A 204-nucleotide genomic window follows, 5' to 3' on the forward strand; every position below is an offset into this window, starting at 1 on the left:
TACTCTAACCAGCTGAGCTACGGACGCACACTGCATGTTTATACACTTGCTGAGTGTTTTCTCATGGTGCGTCCGAGTGGACTCGAACCACCGACCCCCGCCATGTCAAGGCGATACTCTAACCAGCTGAGCTACGGACGCACACTGCATGTTTATACACTTGCTGAGTGTTTTCTCATGGTGCGTCCGAGTGGACTCGAACCA

The 204-nt window shown here is 52.5% G+C and carries 1 tRNA gene; it reads right to left on the reverse strand.

The window, feature by feature from the left end:
• Positions 1-64: 64 nt before the first annotated feature.
• A tRNA-Val gene (locus JIG40_RS13635) sits at positions 65-141 on the reverse strand.
• Positions 142-204 lie beyond the last annotated feature (63 nt).

It is taken from the genome of Vibrio sp. bablab_jr001, from assembly GCF_016464285.1.
In the GTDB taxonomy this organism is placed as follows: Bacteria; Pseudomonadota; Gammaproteobacteria; order Enterobacterales; family Vibrionaceae; genus Vibrio; species Vibrio fluvialis.